At 59.1% G+C, this 23,353-nt stretch carries 24 protein-coding genes; 7 read left to right on the top strand and 17 right to left on the bottom strand.

Translation table 11 applies throughout. The features are described 5' to 3' along the window. Window positions 1-10: 10 nt before the first annotated feature. From dtd to hutU, 14 genes are all read right to left on the bottom strand, one after another. The gene (gene dtd / locus AC3IT6_RS01695; RefSeq protein ID WP_223446469.1) at window positions 11-448 is read right to left on the bottom strand and encodes a D-aminoacyl-tRNA deacylase; all 438 of its coding nucleotides are present in this window, start codon (window positions 446-448) and stop codon (window positions 11-13) included. Further along, window positions 445-1,416 (bottom strand): prolyl aminopeptidase, encoded by a 972-nt coding sequence (pip, locus tag AC3IT6_RS01690; protein WP_150726550.1) that lies wholly within the window; start codon window positions 1,414-1,416, stop codon window positions 445-447. Before pip ends, dtd begins: the two co-directional genes overlap by 4 nt. Window positions 1,417-1,520: 104 nt before the next feature. Continuing rightward, on the bottom strand, window positions 1,521-2,426 hold the full coding sequence (locus AC3IT6_RS01685) for an alpha/beta hydrolase (protein WP_489354084.1): 906 nt from the start codon (window positions 2,424-2,426) through the stop codon (window positions 1,521-1,523). Between the two features lie 154 nt (window positions 2,427-2,580). Then, complete coding sequence (gene choX, locus AC3IT6_RS01680; RefSeq protein ID WP_489354083.1) at window positions 2,581-3,537, bottom strand: choline ABC transporter substrate-binding protein; 957 nt, start codon at window positions 3,535-3,537, stop codon at window positions 2,581-2,583. Between the two features lie 267 nt (window positions 3,538-3,804). Continuing rightward, on the bottom strand, window positions 3,805-4,608 hold the full coding sequence (gene hutG / locus AC3IT6_RS01675; protein WP_489354082.1) for an N-formylglutamate deformylase: 804 nt from the start codon (window positions 4,606-4,608) through the stop codon (window positions 3,805-3,807). A 10-nt stretch (window positions 4,609-4,618) separates the two neighbouring features. Then, window positions 4,619-5,824 (bottom strand): imidazolonepropionase, encoded by a 1,206-nt coding sequence (gene hutI / locus AC3IT6_RS01670; RefSeq protein ID WP_489354081.1) that lies wholly within the window; start codon window positions 5,822-5,824, stop codon window positions 4,619-4,621. A 17-nt stretch (window positions 5,825-5,841) separates the two neighbouring features. Continuing rightward, entirely contained in the window at window positions 5,842-7,248 is a 1,407-nt protein-coding gene (locus AC3IT6_RS01665; RefSeq protein WP_489354080.1) for an amino acid permease, read from the bottom strand. A 109-nt stretch (window positions 7,249-7,357) separates the two neighbouring features. Then, complete coding sequence (hutH, locus tag AC3IT6_RS01660; RefSeq protein WP_489354079.1) at window positions 7,358-8,890, bottom strand: histidine ammonia-lyase; 1,533 nt, start codon at window positions 8,888-8,890, stop codon at window positions 7,358-7,360. 113 nt (window positions 8,891-9,003) lie between these two features. Further along, the gene (hutH, locus tag AC3IT6_RS01655) at window positions 9,004-10,527 is read right to left on the bottom strand and encodes a histidine ammonia-lyase (RefSeq protein WP_223446456.1); all 1,524 of its coding nucleotides are present in this window, start codon (window positions 10,525-10,527) and stop codon (window positions 9,004-9,006) included. Between the two features lie 166 nt (window positions 10,528-10,693). Continuing rightward, window positions 10,694-11,524, bottom strand: a complete 831-nt coding sequence (locus AC3IT6_RS01650; protein WP_007975542.1) for a quaternary amine ABC transporter ATP-binding protein — start codon at window positions 11,522-11,524, stop codon at window positions 10,694-10,696. Next, window positions 11,521-12,372: an ABC transporter permease gene (locus tag AC3IT6_RS01645; RefSeq protein ID WP_150726542.1), complete on the bottom strand. Its 852-nt coding sequence runs from the start codon at window positions 12,370-12,372 to the stop codon at window positions 11,521-11,523. The genes AC3IT6_RS01650 and AC3IT6_RS01645 overlap by 4 nt, the downstream gene beginning before the upstream one ends. 70 nt (window positions 12,373-12,442) lie before the next feature. Next, window positions 12,443-13,411, bottom strand: a complete 969-nt coding sequence (locus AC3IT6_RS01640; RefSeq protein ID WP_223446454.1) for an ABC transporter substrate-binding protein — start codon at window positions 13,409-13,411, stop codon at window positions 12,443-12,445. Between the two features lie 69 nt (window positions 13,412-13,480). Next, on the bottom strand, window positions 13,481-14,953 hold the full coding sequence (locus AC3IT6_RS01635) for a purine-cytosine permease family protein (protein WP_223446452.1): 1,473 nt from the start codon (window positions 14,951-14,953) through the stop codon (window positions 13,481-13,483). Between the two features lie 156 nt (window positions 14,954-15,109). Then, window positions 15,110-16,792, bottom strand: a complete 1,683-nt coding sequence (hutU, locus tag AC3IT6_RS01630) for a urocanate hydratase (RefSeq protein ID WP_489354078.1) — start codon at window positions 16,790-16,792, stop codon at window positions 15,110-15,112. Window positions 16,793-17,458: 666 nt separating this feature from the next. On the opposite strand from hutU, the gene AC3IT6_RS01625 reads away from it, so the two are divergent. The 3 genes from AC3IT6_RS01625 to AC3IT6_RS01615 are packed head-to-tail and all read left to right on the top strand — an operon-like array spanning window position 17,459 to window position 19,061. Then, window positions 17,459-18,052: a PAAR domain-containing protein gene (locus AC3IT6_RS01625; protein WP_489354077.1), complete on the top strand. Its 594-nt coding sequence runs from the start codon at window positions 17,459-17,461 to the stop codon at window positions 18,050-18,052. Next, window positions 18,049-18,780: an N-acetylmuramoyl-L-alanine amidase gene (locus AC3IT6_RS01620; RefSeq protein ID WP_489354076.1), complete on the top strand. Its 732-nt coding sequence runs from the start codon at window positions 18,049-18,051 to the stop codon at window positions 18,778-18,780. Before AC3IT6_RS01625 ends, AC3IT6_RS01620 begins: the two co-directional genes overlap by 4 nt. Then, window positions 18,777-19,061, top strand: coding sequence for a hypothetical protein (locus AC3IT6_RS01615; RefSeq protein WP_489354075.1), 285 nt, complete (start codon window positions 18,777-18,779; stop codon window positions 19,059-19,061). The genes AC3IT6_RS01620 and AC3IT6_RS01615 overlap by 4 nt, the downstream gene beginning before the upstream one ends. 80 nt (window positions 19,062-19,141) lie before the next feature. Here the strand turns inward: AC3IT6_RS01615 and AC3IT6_RS01610 are convergent, their stop codons facing one another. Then, window positions 19,142-19,225, bottom strand: a complete 84-nt coding sequence (locus AC3IT6_RS01610) for a hypothetical protein (RefSeq protein WP_489356462.1) — start codon at window positions 19,223-19,225, stop codon at window positions 19,142-19,144. Between AC3IT6_RS01610 and AC3IT6_RS01605 the strand changes: the two genes are divergently transcribed. The 3 genes from AC3IT6_RS01605 (at window position 19,205) to AC3IT6_RS01595 (ending at window position 20,261) form a co-directional block, all read left to right on the top strand. Next, window positions 19,205-19,390: a phosphoribulokinase gene (locus AC3IT6_RS01605; protein WP_489354074.1), complete on the top strand. Its 186-nt coding sequence runs from the start codon at window positions 19,205-19,207 to the stop codon at window positions 19,388-19,390. The genes AC3IT6_RS01610 and AC3IT6_RS01605 overlap by 21 nt on opposite strands. Window positions 19,391-19,624: 234 nt before the next feature. Further along, window positions 19,625-19,852 carry a hypothetical protein gene (locus AC3IT6_RS01600; RefSeq protein ID WP_489354073.1) on the top strand — a complete coding sequence of 76 codons (228 nt, stop codon included), beginning with the start codon at window positions 19,625-19,627 and terminating at the stop codon, window positions 19,850-19,852. A gap of 121 nt (window positions 19,853-19,973) precedes the next feature. Beyond that, entirely contained in the window at window positions 19,974-20,261 is a 288-nt protein-coding gene (locus tag AC3IT6_RS01595; RefSeq protein ID WP_489356459.1) for a hypothetical protein, read from the top strand. 211 nt (window positions 20,262-20,472) lie between these two features. On the opposite strand, the gene AC3IT6_RS01590 is transcribed toward AC3IT6_RS01595, so the two are convergent. Continuing rightward, window positions 20,473-21,042: a HutD/Ves family protein gene (locus AC3IT6_RS01590; RefSeq protein WP_489354072.1), complete on the bottom strand. Its 570-nt coding sequence runs from the start codon at window positions 21,040-21,042 to the stop codon at window positions 20,473-20,475. Further along, window positions 21,039-21,749, bottom strand: coding sequence for a histidine utilization transcriptional repressor HutC (gene hutC / locus AC3IT6_RS01585; RefSeq protein ID WP_173677901.1), 711 nt, complete (start codon window positions 21,747-21,749; stop codon window positions 21,039-21,041). Before hutC ends, AC3IT6_RS01590 begins: the two co-directional genes overlap by 4 nt. A 146-nt stretch (window positions 21,750-21,895) precedes the next feature. Between hutC and AC3IT6_RS01580 the strand changes: the two genes are divergently transcribed. Next, entirely contained in the window at window positions 21,896-23,260 is a 1,365-nt protein-coding gene (locus AC3IT6_RS01580) for a formimidoylglutamate deiminase (protein ID WP_489354071.1), read from the top strand. Window positions 23,261-23,353: the final 93 nt, after the last annotated feature.

Here is a 23,353-nt window from a genome sequence, read left to right as displayed (position 1 = left end):
TCAAACGCTTTCAGGTCTGTAACAGGAAGGTTACCGGGCCATCATTGACCAGGTGCACCTGCATATCCGCGCCGAATCTACCTGATGCCACAGTGCCATGCACCTGTTTCGCTTTGTTCAATAGATAGTCGAACAGTTCCTCGCCCAGCGCCGGAGGGGCCGCGGTCGAGAAACCCGGACGCAGCCCGCTTTTGGTATCGGCAGCCAGGGTGAACTGAGAGACCAGCAGCAGTCCGCCGCCCACATCCGCCAGGGACAGATTCATCTTGCCCTCAGCGTCACTGAACACCCGATAGTTAAGCAGTTTATTAAGAAGTTTGTCGGCGCTGGCCCGCGTATCGTCGGGCTCGACGGCTACCAGCACCAGCAATCCCTGATCGACGGCACCCACGATCTCGCCCGCGACCTCGACCCGTGCGCCGCGCACCCGTTGCAGCAAGCCCTTCATGCTTCTTCAGGCGGCAGATCGAGCAGACGCCGGGCCATCTGATTGGCGGCGCGTACCAGCGCGTCGGTGATGCCCGGCTCGGAAGCGGCATGACCGGCATCGCGGATGACCTGCAGTTCGCTGTTCGGCCAGGCCTGATGCAATTCCCAGGCGTTATCCAGCGGACAGATCACGTCATAACGACCATGGATGATCACGCCGGGCAAATGGGCGATCTTGCCCATGTCGCGGATCAGCTGGTTCTGCTCCAGGAAGGCGTGGTTGCTGAAGTAGTGGCATTCGATGCGGGCAATCGACAACGCACGTTGTGGCTCGGAGAAACGGTCGACTACCAGCGGGTTGGGACGCAGGGTCGCGGTGCGGCCCTCCCAGGTGGACCAGGCCTTGGCCGCGTGCATCTGGGCGATCTGGTCGTTGCCGACCAGGCGCTTGTGGAACGCGGTGAGCAAGTCGTCGCGCTCGTCCAGCGGGATCGGCGCGATATAGTCCTGCCAGTAATCGGGGAACAGGCGGCTGGCGCCGGCCTGGTAGAACCATTCGATTTCCTGCGGACGGCAGAGAAAGATCCCGCGCAGGATCAGGCCGTGCACACGCTCAGGATGGGTTTGCGCGTAAGCCAGTGCCAGGGTCGAACCCCAGGAGCCGCCAAACAGCACCCATTTGTCGATGCCCAAGTGCTGTCGAATCCGCTCCAGGTCGGCGACCAGATCCCAGGTGGTGTTGTTTTCCAGGCTGGCATGGGGCGTGGAGCGACCGCAGCCGCGCTGATCGAAAGTGACAATGCGATAGAGATTGGGATCGAAGAAGCAACGACTCTGGGCATCACATCCGGCACCGGGGCCGCCGTGGATGAACACCACCGGCAAACCTTCCGGTGAACCGCTTTCGTCGACATACAGCGTGTGGGTTTCGTCGACGGCCAGATCGTGCCGGGCGTGGGGTTTGATCTGCGGGTACAAAGTCTGCATTGCGCACTCCGTAAGGGGTCGAGGTCATCCCTGGGGGGACTTCTATTATTCTGCCGTCCGGCATCATAAACCCGAATTACGTCAATGAGCATGCCCGTGCAGAGTCAGAGTTTTGCCGACAGATATCCGAACAAGGTTTCGTACAGCGCATCGACCTCGGCCGCCTGCCCTCGGGCCCGCAAACAGCCATGGACCAAACCCTCGCCGACATACAGTGTGGCAGCAACGCCCGCGGCATTCAGTCGCTCGGCATACAGCACGCCGTCATCACGCAACGGGTCGAATTGCGCCACGGCGATCAATGCCGGTGGCAGTCCGCTGAAATCCGTGGCGAGCAGTGGCATGGCACAGGCGTTCGGATGACGGGTGCCTTGCAGGTAAAGCGCGTGATAGCAATCGACGTCACTGCTGCTGAGTAACGGCGCGTCGATGCACTCGCTGCGCGACGGCAGCCGGTGATCGCCACCCAACCCCGGATAGATCAGCACCTGCGCGCACGGCAGCGGCTCGCCGGCATCGCGCAGCGCCAGGCACAACGCCGCCGCGAGGTTGCCACCGGCACTGTCGCCGGCCACCAGCGTGCGCGAAGGATCGAGTTGAAACGGCCCGGCGCGCAGTGCTCGCCAGACCTTCAGGCAATCATCGAACGCGGCGGGAAACGGATGCTCCGGTGCCCGGCGGTAATCGACGGCGATCACCCGTACACCGAGTGTCGATGCCCATTCGGCGCAGATGAAATCGTGGGAGTCCAGGTCCCCCAGCACCCAGCCGCCGCCATGCAGATAAACGATGCACGACGCACCGCTGACCAGTGGCTGATAGGAACGAACAGCAACACCGGCCAACTCGAAATCGACCACATGCAACCCGGCGGGGCGTGCCGGGGTAAACGCCCGGCACATCTCGCTGTAGGCCTGGCGCAATCCGGTGATACTGCTGTCGGTGCTGTTGAAACTCAGGGTTTTGTCGACGAAAGCTGTCATTTGCTTGGAAAGCGGGTATTGAGCCATGAGCCGGGTGCCCGTTCAGGGAAATGTGTGGGACCCACCCTGTGGGAGCGAGCTTGCTCGCGATGGCGGCGTGTCAGTCGACATCAATTCTGAATGTCCTACCGCTATCGCGAGCAAGCTCGCTCCCACAGGTCTTGCACAGAGCAGACGGGGGTCAGTTCTTCAGGCTGGCCTGAACCGTGGCTACGCCATCCTTGCCATCGAAACTGCTGACACCCGCCAGCCAGCGCTGCAAGTCTTCGGGATGGTCACGCAGCCATTTTTTCGCGACATCCTGAGCCGTTTGGCGCTCCATGATCGGCACCATCAACTGGCTTTCCTGGGCGGCGGTGAAGGTCAGGTTTTCCAGCAGCCGATTGACGTTCGGGCAGCGCTGGGCGTAATCCGGTGCGATTACAGTGGAAACGGTCGCGGCGCCTTCATTCGGCCCGTACACGTCTTCGCTGCCGGTCAGGTAGTCGATCTTCATGTTGATGTTCATCGGGTGCGGGGTCCAGCCGACGAACACCACGAACTCCTTGCGATTCACGGCGCGCTGCACGGCCGCGAGCATGCCGGCTTCACCGGACTCGATCAGCTTGAAGTCCTTGAGGCCAAAGTGATTGGTTTCGATCATGGTCTTGATCGTGGTGTTGGCGCCACTGCCCGGCTCGATGCCATAGATCTTGCCGCCGAGCTGTTCCTTGAAATTGGCGATGTCGGAGAAGGTTTTCAGACCAGCCGCTGCCACATAGTCAGGAACCGCGAGGGTGGCCTGGGCATCGGCCAGGCTCGGTTTGTCCATGACCTTGACCTGATTGGCAGCCACGAAGGGGGCGATGTTTTTATCCATCGCCGGTTTCCAGTAACCGAGGAAGATGTCCAGGCGCTTGTCGCGGATGCCGGCGAAGATGATTTGCTGCACGGCGCTGGTTTGCTTGCTTTCATAACCCAGACCGTTGAGCAGCACATCGGCCATGCCACTGGTGGCGATCACGTCGGTCCAGTTGACCACGCCCATGCGTACGGCTTTGCAGGAGGCGTCGTCCGCGGCCATGGCGCCGGCGCTCAACAGAGCGGTACCGCAGAAGATTGAGAGACAGCGGGTGAACAGACCTTTGGGGCTTGTCATGGAGAGCATTCTCGTGCGGCAGCGGATTATTGTCGGGGCGGTGTCTTTGTGCACCGTGGCCAGAACATTACGCAGCAGACGAGCGGTGGAAGCGACCTGTGGCGACCGTGTTTTGCACGGTGGCGACTGTCATGAGCAGATATTGAGGCATATGAAAACCTGTGGGAGCGAGCTTGCTCGCGATGAGGCCATGACATTCAACATTGATGTTGCCTGCCAGTCCGCTATCGCGAGCAAGCTCGCTCCCACAGGGTTTTGCGCCAGGCTTTAGCGCTGGTAGTGTTTTTCGCCCCAGGCCAACAGCCCTTGCAGCAACTCCTTCAACACCACCCGCGTCGGCTCCGCCAGGTCCTGGCGGTAACGGAACGGCTCGAACTCTTCCATGTAGGTGCACTGCCCCAGCTCCAGTTGCACCGCGTGGATGTTCTCGGCCGGGTTGCCGTAATGGCGGGTGATGTGCCCGCCCTTGAAGCGCCCGTTGAGTACGTGGGTGTAATTGTCGTGAAGCGCGCAGATCGCTTCCAGTCGGGTCGCAAGTTGTGGATCGCAACTGGCGCCGTTGAAGGTGCCGAGGTTGAAGTCCGGCAACTTGCCGTCGAACAGGTGCGGGATGATCGAGCGGATCGAGTGCGCATCGAACAACAGCGCGTAGCCGAACTCGGCTTTCAATCGCGCCAGTTCCTGCTGCAGGGTGCTGTGGTACGGCGTCCAGATCTGCTCAAGATAGGTCGCGCGCTCATCGGCAGAAGGCTCCAGGCCTTCGCGGAACAACGGTATGCCGTCAAACAACGTGGCCGGATACAGACCGGTGGTCGCGCCGACGTACAACGGCTTGTCGTCGGATGGCCGGTTCAGGTCGATGACAAATCGCGAGTACTCGGCGGCCAAGGTGCTGGCACCCAGTTCAGCGGCGAAATCGTACAACTGCGGAATGTGCCAGTCGGTGTCCGGCAGGCTTTTCGCGTCAGGGATCAACCCGGCTTCGACCGCAGGCGTCAGGCGTACACCAGCGTGAGGCATGCTGATCAGCAGCGGCACGCGGCCTTGTTTGAAGTTCAGAACCTTATCCACAACAGATCTCCTACAGACTTGATTCGACGCCGTGGCGCACGACGCGTTTTTCCAGGTCGCCGCCCAGCCAATAACACAGGTCGGCCGGACGATCGATTTGCCAGGCGACGAAATCCGCGACCTTGCCGACTTCCAGCGAACCATGGGTGTCGGCCATGCCCAGCGCGGTGGCGGCGTGAATCGTCGCGCCGGCCAGGGCTTCTTCCGGGGTCATGCGGAAACAAGTGCAAGCCATGTTCAGCATCAGGCGCAACGACAGTGCCGGCGAGGTGCCCGGGTTGAGGTCGCTGGCGATGGCGATTTTCACGCCGTGCTTGCGCAGGGCTTCCATCGGCGGCAATTGGGTTTCGCGCAGGAAGTAAAAGGCGCCGGGCAACAGCACCGCGACCGTGCCGGACTTGGCCATGGCGATGGCGTCGTCCTCGGTCATGAACTCCAGGTGATCGGCGGACAACGCGTGATAACGCGCCGCCAGGCTCGAACCATGCAGCGACGACAATTGCTCGGCGTGCAACTTCACTGGCAGGCCCAGCTTCTGGGCGGTGAGGAATACACGCTCAACCTGCGCAGGCGAGAACGCCAGGTATTCGCAGAATGCATCCACCGCGTCCACCAGACCTTCGGCGGCCAAGACCGGGAGCATGTCGGCGCAGATGTGATCGATATAGTCGTCAGCGCGGTCCTTGTACTCCGGCGGCAGGGCATGAGCCGCCAGGCAGGTGCTGCGCACGCTGACCGGCAGTTCGGCGCCGAGGCGACGGGCAACACGCAGCATCTTGCGCTCGTTGGCCAGGTCCAGGCCGTAGCCGGACTTGATTTCGATGCTGGTGACGCCATCACGCATCAGGCTTTTCAGGCGTTTGGTGGCACTGGCGAACAACTCGTCTTCGCTGGCCGCGCGGGTGGCGCGCACGGTGCTGGCGATGCCGCCACCGCTGGCGGCGATTTGCGCGTAGCTGACGCCTTGCAGGCGCTGTTCGAATTCGCCGCTGCGGTTACCGCCGAACACCGTGTGAGTGTGGCAGTCGATCAGGCCCGGTGTGACCCAGGCCCCGTTCAAATCATTGACGGCCGGGTACTCGCCCGCCGGCAACTCACCGCGCGGGCCGATCCACTCAATGTGCGCTCCTGACGTCACGATGGCCGCGTCCTCGATGATCGAGTAGACGCCTTGTGCCATGGTTGCGACGTGACAGTGTTGCCAGAGAGTTTTCATCCTTGGCCTCCATTAGGTTATCGATGAGAAAAAGTAGGATCCTGCGTCACCAGGGCTGCCTGGCCCGCCGCCGGTTTCACCCACGTCAGGTAAGCCAGCACCAGCAACACGATCCAGACCACGCCGACGATCAGCGCTGCCTGGGTGTCAGGGAAATAGCCCAGCACGCCGAAGATGAACAGCATGAAGGCAATCGCCGCCGCCGGCGCATAGGGCCAGAGCGGTACCGGGAATTTCAGTTGTGCAACCTGCTCGGCGCTCATGGACCGGCGCATGGCCACTTGGGTCACCAGAATCATCAGCCAGACCCATACCGTGGCAAAGGTCGCGATGGAAGCGATCAGCAGGAACACGTTTTCCGGGATCAGGTAATTCAGCAACACGCCCAGCAACAGCGCGGCACTCATCACCACCACCGTCATCCATGGCACGCCATTGCGCGACAGGCGGGCGAAGCCCTTGGGTGCATGCCCTTGCTGGGCCAGACCGAACATCATGCGGCCAGCGCCGAAGATGTCACTGTTGATCGCCGAAATCGCCGCCGTGATCACCACGATATTGAGGATGGTGGCTGCCGAGCTGATCCCCAGCTTGTCGAAGATCTGCACGAACGGGCTGCCCTGGCTACCGATCTGCTGCCATGGAAAGATCGACATCAGCACCAGCATCGTCAGTACGTAGAACAGCAGGATCCGCAACGGTACAGCATTGATCGCCCGGGGCAGCACGTGCTGCGGGTCCTTGGCTTCACCTGCCGTTACGCCGATGATTTCAATACCGCCAAACGCAAACATCACCACCGCGAACGAAGCAATCAGACCGCCCATGCCATTGGGCATGAAGCCGCCGTGGCTCCAGAGGTTGCTGATGTCGGTCGCTTGGCCGGGTGCCGAGCTGATGCCGAACCACATGATGCCGAAACCACCCAGGATCATCGCGACGATGGCCGCGACCTTGAGCAGCGACAACCAGAACTCCATTTCACCGAAGACTTTGACGTTGCACAGGTTCAGGCCGCCAACGATGGAAACGACACCCAGCACCCAGATCCAGCGGGAAACCTCCGGGAACCAGAAGCCCATGTAAATCCCGAACGCGGTAACGTCGGCCATGCCGACGATGACCATTTCGAATGCGTAGGTCCAGCCGAGGACGAAGCCCGCCATTGGCCCCAGGTAGGTGCTGGCGTACTGGCCGAAAGAGCCGGTCACCGGGTTGTGCACCGCCATCTCACCGAGGGCGCGCATGACCATGAACACCGCCGCGCCACCGATCAGGTAAGCGAGCAGTACTGCAGGCCCGGCCATTTGAATGGCCGAGGCAGATCCATAAAACAGCCCGGTGCCGATCGCCGACCCCAGCGCCATGAAGCGAATATGTCGGGCAGAGAGCCCGCGTTTCAAACCTTTTTCTGGCTGTTGCATTTCTCGTCCCTAATTATTGTTATTCGACGCAAAATCGAATCGCTGGCAAGCCAGCTCCTACAGGTTCAGCGCGATCCATGTGGGAGCAGGCCTGCCCGCGAAGGGGCCATTACAGGCTAGGCAGCAACTTCGCCGTCACCAGCTCGTTCAGGCAACGCGAGGCCAACAATTCAGTCGCCGCATTGATGTCCGGCGCGAAGAAGCGGTCTTTCTCATAGAAAGGCACTTCGTTACGCAGAATGGCACGAGCCTTTTCCAGTTTTGGCGAGGTTTTCAGGCCGTCGCGCAGATCCAGGCCCTGAGCCGCCGCCAGCCATTCCACGGCGAGAATCCCGCGGGTGTTCTCGGCCATTTCCCACAGGCGCTTGCCAGCCGCCGGAGCCATCGATACGTGGTCTTCCTGGTTGGCGGAAGTCGGCAGGCTGTCCACCGAATGCGGATGGGACAGCGCCTTGTTCTCGCTGGCCAGTGCCGCCGCAGTCACCTGGGCAATCATGAAACCGGAGTTCACGCCACCGTTGGCCACCAGGAACGGCGGCAGTTGCGACATGTGCTTGTCCATCATCAGCGAGATACGGCGTTCGCTCAGGGAACCGATTTCAGCGATGGCCAGCGCCATGTTGTCAGCCGCCATGGCCACCGGTTCGGCGTGGAAGTTGCCACCGGAGATCACGTCACCTTCAGCGGCGAACACCAACGGGTTGTCGGAAACGGCGTTGGCTTCGATCGCCAGCACTTCGGCCGCTTGACGGAACTGGGTCAGGCAGGCGCCCATGACTTGTGGCTGGCAGCGCAGGGAGTACGGGTCTTGTACCTTCTCGCAGTTTTCATGGGAGTCGGAGACTTCGCTGCGCTCGCCCAGCAAGTCGCGGTAAGCGGCGGCGGCGTCGATCTGGCCTTTCTGGCCACGGGCAGCGTGGATGCGGGCATCGAACGGCGAACGCGAACCCAGGACCGCTTCAACGGTCAGGCCGCCCAGTGCCAAGGCACCGGCGAACAGGTCTTCGCCTTCGAACAGGCCACGCAGGGCAAAAGCGGTGGACACCTGAGTGCCGTTGAGCAGCGCCAGGCCTTCTTTCGCGGCCAGGGTCAGCGGGGTCAGACCGGCAACTTTCAGCGCTTCGGTGGCTTCCATCCACTCGCCTTTGTAGCGCGCCTTGCCTTCGCCCAGCAGTACCAGCGACATGTGGGCCAGCGGCGCCAGGTCACCGGAAGCACCGACCGAACCTTTCAATGGAATGTGCGGGTAAACCTCGGCGTTGATCAGGGCGATCAGCGCGTCGATCACCACACGGCGGATACCCGAGAAACCACGGCTCAGGCTGTTGACCTTGAGCACCATGATCAGACGCACCAGCTCATCGCTGATCGGCTGGCCGACACCGGCGGCGTGGGACAGCACCAGCGAGCGCTGCAGGTTTTCCAGGTCTTCGCTGGCGATGCGGGTCGAGGCCAGCAGGCCGAAACCGGTGTTGATACCGTAGGCGGTGCGGTTCTCGGCGAGGATCTGTTCCACGCAGGCAACGCTGGCTTCGATCTGGGCCGAGGCGCTGTGGTCGAGGGTCAGTTTCACCGGCTGCTGATAGACGTCACGCAGTTGGGCGAGGGTCAGTTGGCCGGGAATCAGGTTTAGCGCAGTCATTTTGTGCTCCTTTTGAGAGTTGTTATTAACTCACCAGACGCTCCGGAGATGTCCGTTGTCCGTCGCGTCTGCCTTTTGGGGAGACGCGCCTTGGCACGCTGGTGTTATTGAAATCAGTTCAGTTCTGGAAAAGCGTTGTGCAGCAAAATCGGGTCTTTCAATACCGCGGCAGCGGCGGCGATGTCCGGTGCCAACCAGCGATCCTGGTCGTAGGGGGCAACGTGCTCGCGCAGCAGACGCCAGGCAGCATCGGTGCCCGCGCCGAAGCGTTGTTCTTTGAGGAACTCGAACGCCTGGGCCGCCAGCAAATACTCGATGGCGAGGATCTGCGTGCAGTTTTCCAGCGCGCGGTGCAGCTTCAGCGCGGCGTTGGTGCCCAGGCTCAGGTGATCTTCCTGCAGGCCCGACGTCACGAAGTTATCCAGCACCGCCGGTTGTGCCAGTTGACGGTTCTCCGCGCACAGCGAAGCGGCGACGTATTGCACGATCATCATCCCGGAGTTCACCCCCGGGTTGGCCACCAGGAACGCCGGCAGACCGCTGACGTGCGGGTTGATCAAGCGGTCCAGGCGACGCTCGGCGATGGAGCCGATTTCCGCCATGGCAATCGCCAGCAGGTCCGCCGCCATTGCCACGGACTGGCCGTGGGGGTTGGCCTGGGACACCACGCGGTAATTGTCCGCGGTGCCCAGCACCATCGGGTTATCGGTGGTGCCATTGAGTTCGGTTTCGATTTGCCTGGTCGCGTGTACCAATTGGTCGCGAGCGGCGCCGTGTACCTGCGGGATCGAGCGAATGCTCAGGGCATCCTGGGTACGTATGCCTTTGCTCTGGGCAATCACTTCGCTGCCGTCGAGCAGGGCCCGCAGGTTGATCCCGACCTGTTGCATGCCCGGATGCGGCTTGAGCGCGATGATCTCGGCATCGAACGCGTCGATCTGCCCACGCTGGGCTTCGAAGCTCATGGCACCAATCACGTCAGCCCATTCCAGCAGGCGCGTGGCATCGGCAATCGCCAGGCAGCTCAGGCCGGTCATGCATGGCGTACCGTTGACCAGGCACAAACCGTCCTTGGCACCAAGCTTGACCGGTTGCAGGCCTTCTTCGGCCAGCGCTTGCTGCGCGGAAACGACCTGGCCGCGATAGCTGACATTGCCGACACCCAGCAGCGCGATGCCAATGTGCGCCATGTGGGTCAGGTAGCCCACGGAACCCTGGGACGGTACTTGCGGGGTGATGCCACGGTTGAGCAGCGCCAGCAGTGCTTCGACGACCTGACGGTGCAAGCCGGAATTACCATGGCTGTAGTTGACGACGGCGGCGCACATGATCGAGCGGGTCTGCTCGTTGGTCAGTGGCGCGCCAACGCCACAGGCGTGGCTGAGCAAGGTGTTGCGCGACAACTGGCTGAGTTGTTCGTCCTGCAGCGAGACGTTGCACAGCGCGCCCAGGCCGGTGTTGATGCCGTAGGCACGTTCGCCGCTGGTGACGATGCGCTGGACGATGGCCTGCGCGTTTTCGATGCGCGCCCAGATCGGCGCCGACAGCTCAAGCTGTGCGCCATGACGAGCAACGGCGACCACGTCCTGCCAACTGACCTGCGCCTCGGTGATAACGATTTTTTCAGCCTGGGACATCTTCAACCTCTGCGTACAAACTTGAATTTTGATGCAGCTTTTCCGGCCTCATCGCGAGCAAGCTCGCTCCCACAATGGATCTCCGGTGTTCACAAAATCCCTGTGGGAGCGAGCTTGCTCCGGGCGGCGTTCCGACGATGGGGCCAGCACAGCCGGCACAAACCTTTTAAACCACCGCCGCCCGACGCTGCACAAAGCGGTCGACATACTCATCCGCCGGCGAATGCAGGATCTCTCTCGGCGTGCCGACCTGGATCAGGCGGCCATCCTTGAGGATCGCGATGCGGTTGCCGATGCGCACGGCCTCGTCGAGGTCGTGGGTGATGAAGACGATGGTCTTGTGCAGGGTCTTTTGCAGTTCCAGCAACTGGTCCTGCATCTCGGCGCGGATCAGCGGGTCGAGGGCGCTGAACGCTTCGTCCATCAGGATGATGTCGGTGTCCGCCGCCAAGGCGCGGGCCAAGCCCACACGCTGACGCATGCCGCCGGAGAGCTGGTGCGGGTATTTGTTTTCGTAGCCCTTGAGGCCCACGGTGTTGATCCAGTGCAGCGCACGCTCGGCGCACATGGCTTTGCTTTCGCCACGGATTTTCAGGCCGTAGGCGACGTTGTCCAGCACGCTCTTGTGCGGCAACAGGCCGAAGCTCTGGAACACCATGCTGATCTTGCGCCGACGAAATTCGCGCAGGGCTTCCATGTCGTATTGCAGGATGTCCACGCCGTCCACCAGGATCGCGCCGCTGGTCGGGTCGATCAGGCGGTTGAAGTGGCGGACCAAGGTCGACTTGCCGGAACCCGACAGGCCCATGATCACGAAGATCTCGCCGCTGCCGATGCTCAGCGACAGATCATTCACGCCGACCACGCAGCCGGTTTCGGCCAGCACCTGGTCCTTGGTCTTGCCCTGGCCGACCATGGCCAGCGCGTCCTTGGCACGGTTGCCGAAAATCTTGAAGACGTTCTTGACTTCGATCTTGCTCACGGTTGCGTTGTTCATTTGCTCACCTCATGCCGTGCGCGACCGTACGCCTGTGTAATGCGGTCGATCACCACAGCCAGAATCACGATCGCCAGACCGGCTTCAAGGCCGCGTCCGACGTTGAGGGTCTGAATCCCCACCAGCACGTCTTCACCCAGGCCACGGGCACCGATCATCGAGGCGATCACCACCATCGACAGGGCCATCATGGTGGTCTGGTTGATCCCGGCCATGATGCTCGGCAGGGCCAGCGGCAGTTGCACGCCGAACAGTTGCTGCCAGCGGTTGGCACCGAAGGCGTTGATCGCTTCCATCACTTCGCCGTCGACCTGGCGAATGCCCAGATCGGTCAGGCGGATCAGCGGCGGCGCGGCGTAGATCACGGTGGCGAAAATCGCCGGGACCTTGCCCAGGCCAAACAGCATCAGCACCGGGATCAGGTACACGAAGCTCGGCATGGTCTGCATGATGTCCAGCAACGGCATCAGTATCGAACGCAGGCGGTTGCTGCGGGCCGAGAGAATGCCCAGCGGAATGCCGATCAACACCGAGATGATCGTCGCCACCATCATCAGCGCCAGGGTCTGCATCAGCTTGTCCCAGAGGCCGACCGCACCCACCAGGAACAGCAAACCGACGATGACGGCAGTGGTCACGACCTTGCGAGTCGCGTGCCAGGCCACACCGGCCACGATCGCCAGCATCAGCCACCAGGGTGCAGCGCGCAGCAGGCCTTCGAGATTGACGATGGCCCACAACAGGGTGTCGGAGATGCTGCGGAACACGTCGCCGTAGTTGGTGACCAGCGAATCGACCCAACCGTTGACCCAGTCGGCGATGGAAAAGGTAAAGCTTTCGGGAAACATAAGAGACTCTCAATCAAGGGGTTGCGATCAAGCATCCGACTGCCGTTGCCGACAGCCGGAGAAGCTCAACCTACAAGGCCGCGTCGATTTTCTTGGCTGCGTCTTCGCTCACCCACGCGTGCCAGACTTCAGGATGTTCCTTCAGGAAGATCTTGGCCAGTTTTGGTGATTCGATCCGCTCTTTGCTCATGCGCCCAAGGTTCTGGTTCAGCAGGTCGATTGGCACGTTGACCTTTTCCAGCACGGCCACCAGTTCAGGCGCTTCGTCGTGGAAAGTCTTGGACAGGCCGACCTTAATGGTCACGGTCTTGTTCACGCCTGGTTTCTCTTCGAGTTTCACCGCGTCGATCTGGCCCATCAGCGGCGTTGGCGACCAGTAGTAGAACAGGATCGGCTCGCCACGCTTGTAGCTCGACAGCACGGCGGCATCCAGCGCCGGGCCGGTGCCTGGGCGGAAGTTGGTGTAGGTGCTTTCCAGGCCGTAGCTTTTGAGCATTTCGCTGTTGTCGAGCTCACAAGTCCAACCGGCCGGGCAGTTGTAGAAACGGCCCTTGGAAGGCTCTTCGGCGTCCTTGAACACCGCGGAGTATTTGCCCAGGTCAGCAATGTTTTTCAGGTCTGGGGCCTTGGCTTCCAGCTTGCGCTTGGCGTCGCCTTCAATCACGTAGCGCGGCACGTACCAGCCTTCAATTGCGCCAACAACCGGCGCGCCGACACCGACGACCTTGCCGGCTTTCTCGGCCTTGTTCCAGACTTCGCTACGGCCGACCCATTCTTCGGCAAACACTTGAATATCGTTGCTGCTCAGGGCGTTTTCCATGGTGATGGAGTTGCCCGGCAGGCTGTCGGTCTTGCAGTCGTAGCCTTTCTCCAGCACGACTTGCATCACGTCGGTCAGGAGCATGGCGCTTTCCCAGTTCAGGCCGGCGAATTTCACAGGTTTCCCCGATTCGCACCAACCCGCCGCCTGAGTGGCGCCGGCACTGGCCAGCAGGCCCATGGAAAGCAAAGTGGTCAGCAGGGTCTTGTTCGATTTCATTGTAATGACGCTCCTAATCATGAATTGGCTTACGGCAGTCAAGAGGCATCCAGCCCTGTCCACGTCCACTCAGGCCTGCGCCGCAGCGCGACCAGCCTCGCTTGTTTTAGGTTGTACAACGCTGTCCTGCTCGACCGGCAGAATCAATTGATCGGGCACGCTGCCGTGCCATCGTTTCGCACACAGGTAATACAGGGCTGCAGGAAGCACCAGGCCGATGATCCAGGAAATATCCACACCACCCAGGGCATCCACCAGCGGACCGGTATAGAACTTGGAGGAGATGAACGGCAGCTGCACCAACACACCGAACACATAGACGCTGATCCCGAGAGTGTTCCAGCGGCCGTAGCGACCGTTCGGATCGGCCAGCGCCGGCACGTCATAGCGTTCGCGGGTGATGCAGTAGTAATCCACCAGGTTGATCGCACTCCATGGTGTGAAGAACGCCAGCAAGAACAGGATGAAGGACTTGAATGCACCGAGGAACGAGTGCTGGCCGAGCAACGCCATCAGGGTCGCAGCGCCGACGATGACCAGCACGAACACCAGACGCTGCAAGCGCGTTACCTTCAGCTCACCACGGAAACCGCTGATGATGGTCGCGATGCACATGAAGCTGCCGTAGGAGTTCAGCGTGGAGATGGTGACCTTGCCGAACGCGATGCTGAAGTACAGCAATGCCGCGGTGGCACCGGTACCGCCCAAACCAACGATGTAGGCCACTTCGTGCCCGGCGAATTGCCCATTGGCAGAAGCTGCAGCAAACACGCCAAGGACCATCGCCACTTGAGCACCGATGACCGAACCTGCGCCTGCGGCAAAAAAGGTCTTCACCGAGGAAATCTTGCTCGGCAGGTAACGGGAATAGTCAGCCACATACGGGCCGAAGGCGATCTGCCAGGACGCCGCGAGCGACACCGCGAGCAGGAAACTGCTCCAGCTGAAGTGGCGGATTTCCAACAGGGCGCCAACGTCAACCTGGCTCATCAGGCGGCTGAACAGATAAACAAAGGCAATCACGCCAATGACACTGGCAACACGGCCGATCCAATGGATCACCCGGTAACCGAGCACCGTGACCAGCACGATGACACTGGCGAAAAGGAGGATACCGACGGTGTCGCTGACGCCAAACAACTGACCCAGCGCCTGACCGGACAGCACGGTGCCCGTCGCGGTGAAGCCCAGGTACATCAGGCACACCAGCACGATCGGGATAGCCGCACCATAAACGCCGAACTGCACGCGACTGGAGATCATCTGCGGCAGACCCAGCTTGGGGCCTTGCGCGGCATGCAGCGCCATCACGCCGCCACCCAGTAATTGACCGATCAACAGACCGATCAATGACCAGAACACATCACCGCCAAGCACCACTGCCAAGGCACCGGTGACAATCGCGGTGATTTGCAGGTTGGCACCCATCCACAGGGTGAACTGGCTTAACAGACGACCGTGTCTTTCCGCTTCCGGGATGTAGTCGATCGAGCGCGTCTCGATCAACGGTTTACTGCCTGCACGTTCGCTGTTAACAGCCATGATTCAACCTCTGTGGATTGTTATGGGAAGCCATTGTGGAACTGCTTTTTTGTGGGAGCGGGCTTGCTCGCGAAAGCGGTGGATCAGCCAGCACAGATGTTGAATGTGCCGGCCTCTTCGCGAGCAAGCCCGCTCCCACAGGTAATGCAATCTGCGTTACTTGCCGGTAATCATCGGCAGGTTCAGCCCTTGTTCCTTGGCGCAGTCGATGGCGATCTGGTAACCGGCATCGGCGTGACGCATAACGCCAGTGGCCGGGTCGTTGTGCAGCACGCGAGCGATACGCTCGGCCGCTTCGTCAGTACCGTCGCAGACAATCACCATGCCGGAGTGCTGGGAGAAGCCCATGCCGACGCCGCCGCCGTGGTGCAGGGAAACCCAGGTCGCGCCGCTCGCGGTGTTGAGCAAGGCGTTGAGCAGTGGCCAGTCGGAAACAGCGTCGGAACCGTCCTGCATCGATTCGGTTTCGCGGTTCGGGCTCGATACCGAACCGGAGTCCAGATGGTCGCGACCGATCACGATTGGCGCGGACAACTCGCCGCTACGGACCATTTCGTTGAATGCCAGGCCCAGCTTGGCGCGCAGGCCCAGGCCAACCCAGCAGATACGTGCCGGCAGACCCTGGAAGCTGATGCGCTCGCGGGCCATGTCCAGCCAGTTGTGCAGGTGGGCGTCGTCCGGGATCAGCTCTTTGACCTTGGCGTCGGTCTTGTAGATGTCTTCAGCGTTACCCGACAGTGCAGCCCAACGGAACGGGCCGATGCCACGGCAGAACAGCGGACGGATGTAGGCCGGTACGAAGCCCGGGAAGTCGAATGCGTTTTCCACACCTTCTTCCTGCGCCATCTGACGGATGTTGTTGCCGTAGTCGAAGGTCGGTACGCCCATTTTCTGGAAGTCGAGCATCGCTTTGACGTGCACGGCCATCGATTGCTTGGCGGCCTTGATCACAGCGGCAGGTTCAGTCTTGGCGCGAGCGCGGTACTGGTCCCAGGTCCAGCCGGCCGGCAGGTAGCCGTTGAGCGGGTCGTGGGCGCTGGTCTGGTCGGTGACCATGTCCGGGCGCACGCCACGCTTGACCAGTTCCGGCAGGATTTCAGCCGCGTTGCCCAGCAGCGCGATGGAAATCGCCTTGCCTTCCTTGGTGTATTTGGCGATGCGGGCCAGAGCGTCGTCGAGGTCGGTAGCCTGTTCGTCGACATAACGGCTTTTCAAACGGAAGTCGATGCTGACCTGCTGGCATTCGATGTTCAGCGAGCAAGCGCCGGCCAGGGTTGCAGCCAGAGGCTGGGCGCCGCCCATGCCACCGAGGCCTGCAGTCAGGACCCAACGACCTTTCAGGTCATCGTTGTAGTGTTGGCGACCGGCTTCGACGAAGGTTTCGTAGGTGCCCTGGACGATGCCCTGGCTGCCGATGTAGATCCAGCTGCCGGCGGTCATCTGGCCGTACATGGCCAGGCCTTTGGCGTCCAGTTCGTTGAAGTGTTCCCAGCTCGCCCAGTGTGGAACCAGGTTGGAGTTGGCGATCAGTACGCGCGGGGCGTTGCTGTGGGTCTTGAACACGCCGACCGGCTTGCCGGATTGCACCAGCAGGGTCTCGTCGTCGTTCAGGTTGGTCAGGCTTTCGACGATCTTGTCGTAGCATTCCCAGTTACGTGCAGCGCGACCGATACCACCGTAAACCACCAGTTCTTTAGGGTTCTCGGCGACTTCCGGGTCGAGGTTGTTCATCAGCATGCGTAGCGGCGCTTCGGTCAGCCAGCTCTTGGCGGTCAGCTTGTTACCGCGTGCGGCACGGATTTCAACGTCACGAAACTTGGTACGTTTAATGTCAGTCACGAAAAAGACTCCTCAGCAATCAATCCAAACCAACCCAGGCAGTGGGCGAGCAAGCCAATGGGCATCAGTGCACACCAGCGAATCAGTGGACGATGGTTGAGTCCTCGTGACTCATACGCATACGTCTTTACTTGTACATACAAGCATATGCAATCAAGCGGCCAACTTGTTGGATGAGTATTCAAGAAAAATTCTGAAACGGCTGGAGAGCGCCTGGAACAAGGGTTCTGGCGCAGATGAAATTTTTCGGGAGGGTTTTTGTGGGGCGGGGATTTTGTTACTGGAGCGTGGTTTTGCGCCACGCTGGGGCGTTCGGTAACAAAATAGTGCGCTTTGGGGAACGCTGAAAAGCAAAAAATCTCGCAGGCTTCGCAGATCCTGAAAGGATTGGGGGTCATTAAAAAATTGCGCCGACACTGCCCCCGTGGTCATCCACGGCGACCTTGAATCGCTCGGGCCCAAAGACAAAGCGAAGAAACCGGCCCAAATGCGCATCTCAATGCCAATCTTCGGCAGGCACATTCAGTGGACGTTGCATTCCAACAGGCAATTTCAGAAGCGTCCTACTTACTTTAGGTAATCAAAGCCCTATGGTTTCGCCCTCATTGCGTTGATTTTCGACCAATTCGGAGCGTCGGAGTCGACCAATAATCTAGTCAGACATGGATGAGTCAATTCATCTTCCCGGAGGGATTCAGATTGAGAGCATTAGCTTGTCTTGGAGACAAAACCACATACGGTGAGGTCATAACAGCCTCAGCAACATCGTTTGAAGGTAACAAACCAATTGCTCAATCGGGCGACCTTGCTCGATGCAGTCAGTGCAAGGGGGCGTTTCCCATCATAGGGACGGCTTACGACTGGTCAGAACAACAACCCTACGTTGCAATGGGCGACAAGGTAGCCTGTGGGTGCTCCGATCACGTTGTGTACGCGTCAACTACTCAGTACACCACTGTCGCATCCAACTCTGCACATACTCCTACTCAAACATCGACACCCGAAAATCACACCCCTGCACCTGCCCACTTCAAGAAATCCTACTCTCAATCTTTTGCCGTTACCGATAGCCACACCGGCAAACCGCTGGCCAATCGCACTTATATTGCGCTGGTTGATGGACATCGAAAGCTAGGGGTCACGGACTCTAACGGCATAGCCTCAGTCGAGGCATCTACTGCCAGCTCTGTGATCGAACTTCATGTGATGTTCAAGGCTCCTGCTCGCGAGCTGACTGAATTTTCGGAGGAGATCGTATGAGTGGAGTGACCTTTACAACAACAACGAGGGCACAGGAAGTGAAGCCCGGTCAGCGGGCAACTCCTGTCTCGATTACCGTTAACGATCGCGCCGCCACGCGCGAGGCCATCATCAAAAAGGTGCGATCACTAAAGGCAACTTTCGTCGAGCGATCATCTTGGGGAGCGGTGAAAGAAAAGCCCGACATGGTCATGGATTGGGATTACACCATGATTGCACTGCACCATGCTGGCCGGTCATACGCATGTACTCCAGGGGGAGTCAAGCAAATGCAGGGCGTTCAAGCCGACCACATGGGTAAAGACTTTGACGACATTGGCTACCACTACGGGATCGCTTGTGACGGCACGGTACTGGAAGGGCGTGATATTCGGTTACAGGCCTCAAGCGTCAAATTGTTCAACAAAGGCGTTATTGGAATCGTGCTTCTGGATAATCTGACAACCGCAGAAGAGGGAGGGGACGTCGTTGCTAAATGGCGTGAAACACTTGAGTACTACGGCAACAACACATCAAACGTGATACCCGCCACACAAATCGACGCTCTGCTGCACCTAGTGGAAGCCTTGAAAAGTGTTTTTATCATCGAGCGATTTGGCGGGCACCGAGAATTTCCAGGTCAGGACAACGATGGAAAAATTTGCCCTGGAAACATCGGTATGGAACTGGTGAGAAATATTCGCACCCAAACGCAGCTACTGCCACCCCCTCGGGCAGTCGCAAAATGAAGTACTTCATATTATCGGGTGTGCTTGCCTTGCTGGCGATTCTAAATGTTGGCTATTACGAGGAACACTCCGAGCATGAAACATATACCATTTTCTTTGTAAAAAAGACGCCTACATTAAGAGTAAAATTTTTTAACATTCATGCCAATGACGGAGACTATCGGCAAATAGAAACATTGAGCGATGAGCGACGACAGAAGATCAAGGACTACTGCAAGTACCGATTGGGTATAGAAACAGAGGTGAAAACACAGGCCGACATTGTGATGTGCGCCAAGTAGTAGATGCGTTATTCGAGTTCAAATAAAAAAGCCCTTTAGGGGCTTTTTGCTAAGCAGTGAGGCTAACAGGCAGTCGCTGGTTATTTATGAGGCCAGCTTTCAACCGTGTCAGCGCCATACTGTTGCCTCCAGGCCTTGAGTCCGTGCTCTCGTGGCAACTGCATGTCCTGGAACCCACGCTGACACGCCATGGCTACCGCACCAAGGATCTAGTGGAGCAGTTCGACGCCAGGCCCGCCGAAATCAAGGCGCTGTTTAGCAATGCGCTCGATACGGCGCGCTCTGCTGAACTACGCGACAAAATGCTCGCTACGGGTTTAACGATATGAACCCAGCCCTTTCATTCGCAGTTAATTTGAGCCGAAAAGTGCGCTGATTGCGAGCACGGCTGTTTTTGTTTACAAGCACTTACACCTAACAAGCGTTTTCATGGTGACAACTTTAGGGGGACACCGTGAATTCCCTATGTGAGCTGGCGAGGGGAAAATTTGCCCTGTAAACATTGGGATGGAACTGGTGAGGAACCTCCGAGCTAAAACCAATCTTTTACGGTCGCCTTCATCATGAAATCTGTACTTATCATTCTTTCCATCACATTCGTCGCTGCCCTCTATATAGGATTTTACGAAAAGATGGAAAATGCCTATCCAGAAAAAGTATTCTTCATCAAAAAAAGCCCGACTCTTCAAATGAAATTTGAAAATATTTTCGCGTATGAATCAGATGATAAAAATTTGAAACGAGCTAAGCGATACAGATCGGCATCTGATAATCCAGTACTGCAAGCATAGATTAGGCATAACAACAACATTACAAAGCCAACGAGAACTTGAAGAATGCAAAAAAAAAGTAAAGTCGACTTCCTTGACCTTAGAACCAAGGCCAACTGTTGCCCCCACCGTCTCCGCGAGAATGAAAAAACTATTAACTGCGGCAGTGTTGGCAGCGCTGATTGTGCTTTACATCGGTTACTACGAAGCCCTTGAAGATGGTGATGTTGAGACCATTTTGTTCATCAAGAAATACCCGACATTTCAGATGAAGTTTTACAACATCCACGCTAATGATGGTGAATATCGAAAAGTGGATAAACTAAGCGACGAGTTACGACAGGACATAATTGATTATTGCAAATACAGATTGGGAATTGAAACAGAGGTAAAAACTCAAGCTGATGTGGAGATTTGCGCAAAAATGTAGCAACGTTTTCGCCCGAGGGTGGTCTTGCTTGATGTGGCTCGCACCAGAGCAGACTACAAGGCGCTCGCGTCGCTCTTGCCGATCTGAGCCAGATCGGCTACTCGCAGTCAATGTAAGCCGTAAATTACATTGATTGCGAGCAGACCGTTCTTGGTTGCAAGCTGCCATACGTCGGAGCTGCCGAAGACTTCGACCCTCCAAGGTTTGTAAATCAGCGTTCAGTCATTTCAATCACACAGCATGGTCCGCTGACGGAGACCTCCAGCAACCCGGTGTTACCGACAAGTTGCAGGCAATCATGCCGGCCCAGTTGCGAAGCGTTGCTATCGACCACCACGTCCAGCGCATCGCCAATGCTGAACACCAACACCGTGCCCGCCGAACTGAAAAACCGCTGCTCACCGCTCAACCACTGCAACCGCGCACCGTAACGCTGCGGCGCGTAGATCAGGTTGAAATCGCGAATCGGCCCACCCAGCAATGTGCAGGAAACTTTGCTTTCACCGCTGAAGGCAAACGGGTCCAGCGGTAACAGTGGGCGGGTATCCTGGCCGTCCACCGTCAGGGTCATACCGTCGCCCTGCAACACGGTGATGATCCGCTCGTAACCGGCGAAGATGGAAAACCCACCCGACTCGCCAATCTCGGCAATCGACAGACGCCAGCCAAACCCATCCAGGCCAGTGCCAGCATCGCGGGTGATTTCTTCGGTGCTTCCGCCGCCGTTTTTCCAGGGCATGCGCGGGTAATCTTTGGCGCGTAAAACCTTCAACTGATTCATTTATGAAACCGACCTTCCAGACGATGACGGGAACCGGGGTGGATCAAGCGAGCAGCCGTCACTGGCTGACGACCGGACCAAGTGCGGCGACGAATCAGCAGGCACGGCTCGCCCTTTTCAATCTGTAGCAATTTGCATTCGGACGACTCGGCCAGGATCGCCTCGACCACGTGCTCGCCTTCGGTTAGCGGCGCGACCTGGTTCAGGTAGGCATAGGGCGTTTGCAGGGTGAAGTCCTGTTTGAGGTAGTCCGGCGCCACCAGCGCATTGACGAAACGGTCTTCGATTTGCACCGGAATGTCGTTTTCGAAATGCACGATCAGCGAGTGGAACACCTTCTGCCCTTCCCTCATGTCCAGGGCCAGGGCGCGCTCGGAGCCGGCGGCCTCTTCTTCAAGAGTGATGACCTTGCAGGTGTGGCGATGGCCGCGAGAGGCGATTTCATCGGCGATGTTGTGCACTTCGAACAGGGCGGACTGGCTTTTCGGCTCGGCGACGAACGTGCCGACGCCTTGCATGCGCACCAGCAGGCCATCGGCAGTCATCTCGCGCAGGGCGCGGTTGATGGTCATGCGGCTGAAGCCCAGCTGGCTGACCAGTTCGCTTTCCGACGGAACGCGGTAGTGCGGCGGCCAGTTTCCACTGTCGATTTGCTGGGTGATCATTTGTTTGACGCGGGCGTACAAGGGCGCCGGACTGTCGCCCATGTTCGCGGCCAACGGAGAGACTGGAGGCGGAGTCGGCACGGTTAATCCTTGGTCGTTTAGTAAATGTCGCTAGCTTGCCGGAGTTTACCGGGCAGGCAAACGTCTGTATATGTATATACAAATAACACACGATGGGGTGCTGAACCATGTCCGCCTTCTTTGCCGAACGCGCGCTGCTGCCTAGTGGATGGGCCAACAATGTACGTCTTGAGGTCAACGCCGACGGCGTATTGACCCATATTCAGGCCGATTCCAACGCAGATGGCGCCGAACGGTTAAGCGGTCCGCTGCTGCCTGGCATGCCGAACCTGCACTCCCACGCCTTCCAGCGGGCCATGGCCGGGCTGGCGGAAGTGGCGGGCAATCCGAACGACAGTTTCTGGACCTGGCGCGACCTGATGTATCGCCTCGTCGGAAAAATCAGCCCGGAACAACTCGGCGTCATCGCTCGTCAGCTGTACATCGAAATGCTCAAGGCCGGTTACACCTCGGTGGCGGAATTTCATTACGTACACCATGACATCAATGGCCAGCCTTATGCGGACCCGGCCGAACTGGCCCTGCGTATCAGCCAGGCCGCAGGCTCCGCCGGTATCGGCCTGACCCTGCTGCCGGTGCTCTACAGCCACTCCGGTTTCGGCGGCCAGGCTCCGAACGAAGGTCAGCGCCGCTTCATCAACAGCACAGAAAACTACCTCAAGCTGCAATCGCGCCTGCAACCGGTGCTGGCGCAGCAGCCGGCGCAAGCCCTGGGCCTGTGTTTCCACTCGCTGCGCGCGGTCACGCCGCAGCAGATCAGCGAAGTGCTGGCAGCCAGCGACAAGCAATGCCCGGTGCACATCCACATCGCCGAGCAGCAGAAGGAAGTCGACGACTGCCTGACCTGGAGCGGTCGTCGTCCGCTGCAATGGCTGTACGAAAACATCGACGTCGATCAGCGCTGGTGCCTGGTCCACGCGACCCACGCCAACCCGGAAGAAGTCACGTCGATGGCCAAGAGTCGTGCCATTGCCGGCCTGTGCCTGACCACCGAAGCCAACCTGGGCGACGGGATTTTCCCGGCGGTGGATTTCCTCGCCCAGGGCGGTCGCATGGGTATCGGTTCCGATAGCCATGTGTCGTTGAGCGTGGTGGAAGAATTGCGCTGGCTGGAATACGGCCAGCGTCTGCGCGACCAGCGGCGTAATCGTTTGTATGGCGCGGACCAGCCAATGGTCGGTCGCACGCTGTTTGATGCCGCGCTGGATGGCGGCGCCCAGGCACTGGGTCAGCCGATTGGCGCTCTGGAAGTCGGCAAGCGCGCCGACTGGCTGGTGCTCGACGGCAACGACCCGTACCTGGCAACGGCCAGCGGCGACGGGATTCTCAACCGCTGGTTGTTTGCCGGTGGCGATCGCCAGGTGCGGGATGTGCTGGTGAATGGTCAGTGGGTGGTGCGTGACGGGCGGCATGCTGACGAGGAAGAAAGCAGCCGCGCCTTCACTCAAGTCCTGCGCGAACTTTTAGGCTAATACAAAACAAAATGTGGGAGCGGGCTTGCTCGCGAAGGCGGACTGTCAGTCAACATCTCTGTTGAATGTGATGTCCTCTTCGCGAGCAAGTCG

It is taken from the genome of Pseudomonas sp. KH_017, assembly GCF_057840285.1.
Note: the sequence above shows the minus strand (reverse complement) of the source record. Positions and strands in the feature narration are given on the sequence as shown.

Excerpts from the sequence above, each read along its gene's own strand:
- hutH (WP_489354079.1), bottom strand. The coding sequence starts at position 8,890 with ATGACTGCGCTAAACCTGATTCCCGGCCAACTGACCCTCGCCCAACTG.
- hutC (WP_173677901.1), bottom strand. The coding sequence starts at position 21,749 with ATGGGCGACAGTCCGGCGCCCTTGTACGCCCGCGTCAAACAAATGATC.
- AC3IT6_RS01645 (WP_150726542.1), bottom strand. The coding sequence starts at position 12,372 with ATGTTTCCCGAAAGCTTTACCTTTTCCATCGCCGACTGGGTCAACGGT.
- AC3IT6_RS01580 (WP_489354071.1), top strand. The coding sequence starts at position 21,896 with ATGTCCGCCTTCTTTGCCGAACGCGCGCTGCTGCCTAGTGGATGGGCC.
- pip (WP_150726550.1), bottom strand. The coding sequence starts at position 1,416 with ATGCAGACTTTGTACCCGCAGATCAAACCCCACGCCCGGCACGATCTG.
- AC3IT6_RS01600 (WP_489354073.1), top strand. The coding sequence starts at position 19,625 with ATGAAATCTGTACTTATCATTCTTTCCATCACATTCGTCGCTGCCCTC.
- dtd (WP_223446469.1), bottom strand. The coding sequence starts at position 448 with ATGAAGGGCTTGCTGCAACGGGTGCGCGGCGCACGGGTCGAGGTCGCG.
- AC3IT6_RS01640 (WP_223446454.1), bottom strand. The coding sequence starts at position 13,411 with ATGAAATCGAACAAGACCCTGCTGACCACTTTGCTTTCCATGGGCCTG.
- AC3IT6_RS01685 (WP_489354084.1), bottom strand. The coding sequence starts at position 2,426 with ATGGCTCAATACCCGCTTTCCAAGCAAATGACAGCTTTCGTCGACAAA.
- hutH (WP_223446456.1), bottom strand. The coding sequence starts at position 10,527 with ATGTCCCAGGCTGAAAAAATCGTTATCACCGAGGCGCAGGTCAGTTGG.
- AC3IT6_RS01595 (WP_489356459.1), top strand. The coding sequence starts at position 19,974 with ATGAAAAAACTATTAACTGCGGCAGTGTTGGCAGCGCTGATTGTGCTT.
- AC3IT6_RS01615 (WP_489354075.1), top strand. The coding sequence starts at position 18,777 with ATGAAGTACTTCATATTATCGGGTGTGCTTGCCTTGCTGGCGATTCTA.
- AC3IT6_RS01625 (WP_489354077.1), top strand. The coding sequence starts at position 17,459 with ATGAGTCAATTCATCTTCCCGGAGGGATTCAGATTGAGAGCATTAGCT.
- hutI (WP_489354081.1), bottom strand. The coding sequence starts at position 5,824 with ATGAAAACTCTCTGGCAACACTGTCACGTCGCAACCATGGCACAAGGC.
- choX (WP_489354083.1), bottom strand. The coding sequence starts at position 3,537 with ATGACAAGCCCCAAAGGTCTGTTCACCCGCTGTCTCTCAATCTTCTGC.
- AC3IT6_RS01665 (WP_489354080.1), bottom strand. The coding sequence starts at position 7,248 with ATGCAACAGCCAGAAAAAGGTTTGAAACGCGGGCTCTCTGCCCGACAT.
- AC3IT6_RS01650 (WP_007975542.1), bottom strand. The coding sequence starts at position 11,524 with ATGAACAACGCAACCGTGAGCAAGATCGAAGTCAAGAACGTCTTCAAG.
- AC3IT6_RS01635 (WP_223446452.1), bottom strand. The coding sequence starts at position 14,953 with ATGGCTGTTAACAGCGAACGTGCAGGCAGTAAACCGTTGATCGAGACG.
- AC3IT6_RS01620 (WP_489354076.1), top strand. The coding sequence starts at position 18,049 with ATGAGTGGAGTGACCTTTACAACAACAACGAGGGCACAGGAAGTGAAG.
- AC3IT6_RS01590 (WP_489354072.1), bottom strand. The coding sequence starts at position 21,042 with ATGAATCAGTTGAAGGTTTTACGCGCCAAAGATTACCCGCGCATGCCC.
- AC3IT6_RS01610 (WP_489356462.1), bottom strand. The coding sequence starts at position 19,225 with ATGCAGTTGCCACGAGAGCACGGACTCAAGGCCTGGAGGCAACAGTAT.